4 protein-coding genes and 1 pseudogene are annotated in these 6,037 nt (G+C 63.7%); all 5 read left to right on the top strand.

What is annotated here, in order from left to right; all coding sequences use genetic code 11:
- Window positions 1-195 (top strand): annotated as a pseudogene (locus CCOS865_RS05725) (IS110 family transposase); the annotation flags it as partial.
- Window positions 196-1,300: 1,105 nt separating this feature from the next.
- Window positions 1,301-3,721: an endopeptidase La gene (gene lon, locus CCOS865_RS05720; RefSeq protein ID WP_119138739.1), complete on the top strand. Its 2,421-nt coding sequence runs from the start codon at window positions 1,301-1,303 to the stop codon at window positions 3,719-3,721.
- Window positions 3,722-3,858: 137 nt separating this feature from the next.
- The gene (locus CCOS865_RS05715) at window positions 3,859-4,251 is read left to right on the top strand and encodes a protease inhibitor I42 family protein (protein ID WP_119138737.1); all 393 of its coding nucleotides are present in this window, start codon (window positions 3,859-3,861) and stop codon (window positions 4,249-4,251) included.
- Window positions 4,252-4,340: 89 nt separating this feature from the next.
- Window positions 4,341-5,084, top strand: a complete 744-nt coding sequence (cmoA, locus tag CCOS865_RS05710; protein ID WP_119138735.1) for a carboxy-S-adenosyl-L-methionine synthase CmoA — start codon at window positions 4,341-4,343, stop codon at window positions 5,082-5,084.
- Window positions 5,081-6,037, top strand: a complete 957-nt coding sequence (gene cmoB / locus CCOS865_RS05705) for a tRNA 5-methoxyuridine(34)/uridine 5-oxyacetic acid(34) synthase CmoB (RefSeq protein WP_119138733.1) — start codon at window positions 5,081-5,083, stop codon at window positions 6,035-6,037. The genes cmoA and cmoB overlap by 4 nt, the downstream gene beginning before the upstream one ends.

The raw sequence follows: 6,037 nt of genomic DNA, 5'->3' as shown, positions 1-6,037 counted from the left end.
CAATGCGCCCGGGTGTACATGCTGCGCCTGGAGCACCAAAAAGGTCCCTTGGCCGAATGGGTGAGGTCGCTGTCAATGCGGCGACACTCCAATGTGGTGGCCTGTGCGTTGGCCAACAAACTCGCACGTATCGCGTGGGCAATCACCACTCGGCACACGCAATATGAAGCGGAGCCAGACGTCACCAACGCCTGACCCCGCAGTACAGCACCGTTTTGCAAGTGTTTTACCACCAGGTTTTGCGATAGCTGACAACAGATGAAATAAACGGCCGATCGGCCTGACGGTGATCCTGGAAGAAAATTTGGCTCACAGAAGCCGCTCACTTTTTTAGGATCGTCAGGTGCGAATACTCATCGTGGCGCGGGATTAGAGCCCAATAGACGCCGGATAGATTTAAGCAAGCCACCCATTTCATCCGTTAATCAGTATTGCAAAAAATGGGGTGACCATAGATTTTTCTTGGAAAAAAGTAACCAAAAACCGCTGGCTCCCACATACGGCCCTCTGCTGCGCTGCGGGTTCCCTCACTCCGGTCTTGCTCCCGCGAGGACCGGGCTGTACGGGCCTTCCTGGCCCGCAGCCCTTGCCGGCCATCCATAGCCGTCACCTCGCTCCGCAAGACCTCCGTTCGGCCTCCTGAGGTCGCCAAGTTAGCGGTGGCGCCTGGGCTGGCGTTGTCTTCGATAGTGGCATTTGTGGTGGATATTCGGGCTTCTTCGCGGGGCAAGCCCGCTCCCACAGGATAGCGTCGTTCCTTCGGTCGGCGGAGATCCTGTGGGAGCGGGCTTGCCCCGCGAAGAGGCCGGGACTGCCAATGCACATTATGGCGCTGACGCGCTGTACCGCCCTTATAAACCAGCGAGAGCGCAGCGATTCGCCAGCCGTTGCCTTGGCACTTGATCTGGCTTGTGATCTTGATCTACCGCGACTTCAGGAGGCCGAACGGAGGTCTTGCGGAGTGAGGTGACGGCCATGGATGGCCGGCAAGCGCCGCGGGCCAGGAAGGCCCGTCCGGCGCGGTCCTCACGGGAGCAAGACCGGAGTGAGGGGACCCGTAGCGCAGCGGAGGGCCGGATGCAGGAGCAAGCGGTTTTTGGTTACTTTTTTCCAAGAAAAAAAGTGACCCGCCGTAAGGGCGGAAGGGGCCAGCAGCAGCCCCCCACCAACCGGATAAGCCCACAATCGAAACGCGCCCTAGCTCGAAGCTCGCAGCGCAACACCCTTGCCGCTGATAAAGGGTTGAAACCCCCTCCTTCCTGCCCCATCTAAGCACCATAGCCATTCACGCAGGTGCCCCATGAGCGACCAGCAGGATCTCCCGGAACATCCCGACGAACACAGCGAAGTCGAACACCTCGAAGCGGCCTCCACCCCAGGCCATTCGCTTGCCCTGCCCGGTCAACAGCTGCCGGACAAGGTCTACGTGATCCCGATCCACAACCGCCCGTTCTTCCCGGCCCAGGTGCTGCCGGTGATCGTCAATGAAGAGCCCTGGGCCGAAACCCTCGACCTGGTGGCCAAGACCGACCATCACGACCTGGCGCTGTTCTTCATGGACACCCCGCCCGAGGATCACCGCCACTTCGACACCGCGGCGCTGCCGGAGTACGGCACCCTGGTCAAGGTCCACCATGCCAGCCGCGAGAACGGCAAGCTGCAGTTCGTCGCCCAGGGCCTGACCCGCGTGCGCATCCGCACCTGGCTCAAGCACCACCGCCCACCGTACCTGGTCGAAGTCGAATACCCACGCCAGTCGAGCGAGCCGACCGATGAGGTCAAGGCCTACGGCATGGCCCTGATCAACGCGATCAAGGAGCTGCTGCCGCTCAACCCGCTGTACAGCGAAGAGCTGAAAAACTACCTCAACCGCTTCAGCCCCAACGACCCGTCACCGCTGACCGACTTCGCCGCCGCCCTCACCTCCGCCACCGGCAACCAGCTGCAGGAAGTGCTCGACTGCGTGCCGATGCTCAAGCGCATGGAAAAAGTCCTGCCGATGCTGCGCAAGGAAGTCGAAGTCGCGCGCCTGCAGAACGAGATCTCGGCCGAGGTCAACCGGCAGATCGGCGAGCACCAGCGTGAGTTCTTCCTCAAGGAGCAGCTCAAGGTCATCCAGCAGGAGCTGGGCCTGACCAAGGACGACCGCAGCGCCGACCTCGAGCAGTTCGAGCAGCGCCTGCAAGGCAAGACCCTGCCCGCCGCGGCCAAGAAACGCATCGACGAAGAGATGGCCAAGCTGGCGATCCTGGAAACCGGCTCGCCGGAATACGCCGTCACCCGCAATTACCTGGAATGGGCCAGCGCCCTGCCCTGGGGCGTGTACGGCAAGGACAAGCTCGACCTCAAGCACGCGCGCAAGGTGCTCGACCAGCACCATGCGGGGCTCGATGACATCAAGGAACGGATCCTCGAGTTCCTCGCCGTCGGCGCCTGGAAAGGCGAGATCAGTGGCTCGATCGTGCTGCTGGTCGGCCCGCCCGGGGTCGGCAAGACCAGCATCGGCAAATCCATCGCCGAGTCCCTGGGCCGGCCGTTCTACCGCTTCAGTGTCGGCGGCATGCGCGACGAGGCCGAGATCAAAGGCCACCGGCGGACCTACATCGGCGCCCAACCAGGCAAGCTGGTGCAGGCGTTGAAGGACGTCGAAGTGATGAACCCGGTGATCATGCTCGACGAGATCGACAAGATGGGCCAGAGCTACCAGGGTGACCCGGCCTCTGCCCTGCTCGAGACGCTCGACCCGGAGCAGAACGTCGACTTCCTCGACCATTACCTGGACCTGCGCCTGGACCTCTCCAAGGTGCTGTTCGTGTGCACCGCCAACACCCTCGACTCGATCCCCGGGCCGTTGCTCGACCGCATGGAAGTGATCCGCCTGTCGGGCTACATCACCGAAGAAAAACTGGCCATCGCCAAGCGCCACCTGTGGCCCAAGCAGCTGGAAAAAGCCGGCGTGGCGAAGACCAGCCTGAGCATCAGCGACAGCGCCCTGCGCACGGTGATCGAAGGCTATGCCCGTGAAGCCGGGGTGCGCCAGCTGGAGAAGCAACTGGGCAAACTGGTGCGCAAGTCGGTGCTGAAACTGCTCGAAGACCCTCAGGCCAAGCTCAAGATCGGCCCCAAGGACCTCGAAGCGGCGCTGGGCATGCCGGTGTTCCGCAGCGAGCAGGTGCTGGCCGGCAAAGGCGTGATCACCGGCCTGGCCTGGACCAGCATGGGCGGTGCCACTCTGCCGATCGAGGCGACGCGCATCCATACCCTCAACCGCGGCTTCAAGCTGACCGGCAAGCTGGGCGATGTGATGAAGGAGTCGGCAGAAATCGCCTACAGCTACGTCAGCTCCAACCTCAAGCAGTTTGGCGGTGAGCCGACCTTCTTCAACGAGGCGTTCATCCACTTGCACGTGCCTGAAGGGGCGACGCCCAAGGATGGCCCGAGCGCCGGCATCACCATGGCCAGCGCGCTGCTGTCACTGGCCCGCGACCAGGCGCCGAAGAAAGGCGTGGCCATGACCGGCGAACTGACCCTGACGGGCCAGGTCTTGCCGATTGGCGGGGTGCGCGAAAAGATCATCGCCGCCAAACGGCAGAAGATCTTCGAGCTGATCCTGCCGGAAGCCAACCGGGGTGATTTCGAAGAGTTGCCGGAGTACCTGCGTGAAGGCCTGACGGTGCACTTCGCCAAGCGCTTCACGGATGTGGCGAAGGTGCTGTTCTAGGGCCTCAGACCTCATCGTAGGCCAGCCCACTCCTGCACACTGTAGGAGCGGGCTTGCCCGCGATGAGGGCGCTGAGGGCTGGACATACCCATGAGCGCTTCGGGTATGCTCAGCCATCGCTTGCTCCCGGAGCCCACATGACTGCCATCCGCCTGCTCGCCGCGTCGAGCTTCAGCCTGCTCGCCGCCTGCGCCAATACACCCGCGCCAAACGTCGAGCTGGGCGCAGAAAACGAATGCCCGATACGCCTGCAGCCAGGCCAGAGCATCACCCTCAGCCTGCCCAGCAACCCGACCACGGGTTACCGCTGGCTGCTGCAAAACCCCGCCTCGAACATCCTTCGTCCGCTCGGCGCCGAGGTCTACACCCAGCCCGAGCAAGCCGGGCTGGTCGGCAGCGCGGGCGTATCGACCTGGCGTTTCCAGGCAAAAGCCGCGGGTGACGGGCACCTGATCCTGGTCTACCAGCAACCCTGGGCCCCTGAAGTGCGCCCGGTGCAGACCTTCGATTGCGAGATACGGGTAAAGTAAAGGCGCAGCGCTGGTCAGCCATTCATGCATCCTCGCCGCAGTTTGGCTAGAATGCCGGCCCTTTACCTCGCCAGCCACCCGGACCCACCGTGAGCAAACAACCCGATCGCCTCTTCGCCCAGCCGCTGGAACAAGTGCCTGACTTCGTCTTCAACGAGGACGTGGTGCGGGTGTTCCCGGACATGATCAAGCGCTCGGTACCCGGTTACCCGACCATTGTCGAAAACCTCGGCGTGCTGGCCGCGCGCTTTGCCCAGCCGCACACCGCCCTGTATGACCTGGGCGCCTCGCTGGGCGCGGTGACCCAGTCGCTACGCCGCCATGTGCGCAGTGACGGCTGCCGGGTGATCGCGGTGGACAACTCGGCGGCGATGGTCGAACGCTGCCGGCAGTACCTCACCGCGCAAGACTCGATGTTCCAGGAGCTGTTGCCGGTGCAGGTGCTGGAGGCCGACATCCTCGCCCTGCCGTTCGAGCCGGCCTCGGTGGTGGCGATGAACTTCACCCTGCAGTTCATCGCGCCCACCCAGCGCCTCGAACTGCTCGGGCGGATCCGCCAGACACTGCTGCCCGGTGGCGCGCTGATCCTCTCGGAAAAACTCTGCTTCGCCGATGACCAGGAGCAGGCGCTGCTCAGCGAACTGCACCTGGACTTCAAGCGGGCCAACGGCTACAGCGAACTGGAAATCGCCCAGAAGCGCAGCGCCATCGAAAACGTGATGAAACCCGACACCCTCGAAACCCACAAAGAGCGCCTGCACGCGGCGGGTTTCTCGAAGGTCGTGCCGTGGTTCCAATGCCTCAACTTCGCCTCACTGATAGCCCTGCCATGATCGATCTGTCCCCCCTCGTCCGCCGCCTGGCGGGCACCCCTCTGGCCACGTGGTCCGAGGGCCTGCAAGCGCAACTGGAAAGCAAGCTGGAGAAAGGCCACGGCGACCTCGAACGCTGGCGCGGCGCCCTCGAGGCATTGCCGGACCTGCAACCGAACGAAGTCGACCTGGTCACCGGCCTGAAGCTGGACTGCCCCTGCGACGACGCTACCCAGGCACAACTGCGCCAGGCCCTGATGGGGCTGTCGCCGTGGCGCAAGGGGCCGTTCGACCTGTTCGGCGTGCACGTCGACACCGAATGGCACTCGGACTGGAAATGGTCACGGGTCAGCCCGCACCTCGACCTCAAGGGCAAACGGGTGCTGGATGTCGGCTGCGGCAACGGCTATTACCAATGGCGGATGCTCGGCGCCGGGGCCGAGATGGTCATCGGCGTCGATCCCAACTGGTTGTTCTTCTGCCAGTTCCAGGCGGTGCAGAAGTACCTCGCGGACCTGCCGGCCTGGCACCTGCCGTTCGCCCTGGAAGAACTGCCGGCCAACCTCGAAGGCTTCGACACGGTGTTCTCCATGGGCGTGTTCTACCACCGCCGCTCGCCCATCGAGCACCTGCTGGCGCTCAAGGACTGCCTGGTCAAAGGCGGCGAACTGGTGCTGGAGACCCTGGTGATCGAAGGCGACGAGCATCAGGTGCTGGTCCCCGAAGACCGCTACGCACAGATGCGCAACGTCTGGTTCCTGCCGTCGGTGCCGGCCCTGGAGCGCTGGCTGCGCCGGGCCGGCTTCAGCGATGTGCGCTGCGTCGACGTCAGCGTCACCAGCGTCGAGGAGCAACGCAGCACCGACTGGATGCGCTACCAGTCGCTGGGCGACTTCCTCGACCCCAATGACCACAGCCTGACCGTCGAAGGCCTGCCCGCCCCGCGCCGGGCGACGATCCTGGCGCGCAAATAA

Origin of the sequence: Pseudomonas reidholzensis (assembly GCF_900536025.1) — a bacterium.
GTDB lineage: Bacteria > Pseudomonadota > Gammaproteobacteria > Pseudomonadales > Pseudomonadaceae > Aquipseudomonas > Aquipseudomonas reidholzensis.
This window is presented reverse-complemented; position numbering and strand designations above follow the sequence as displayed.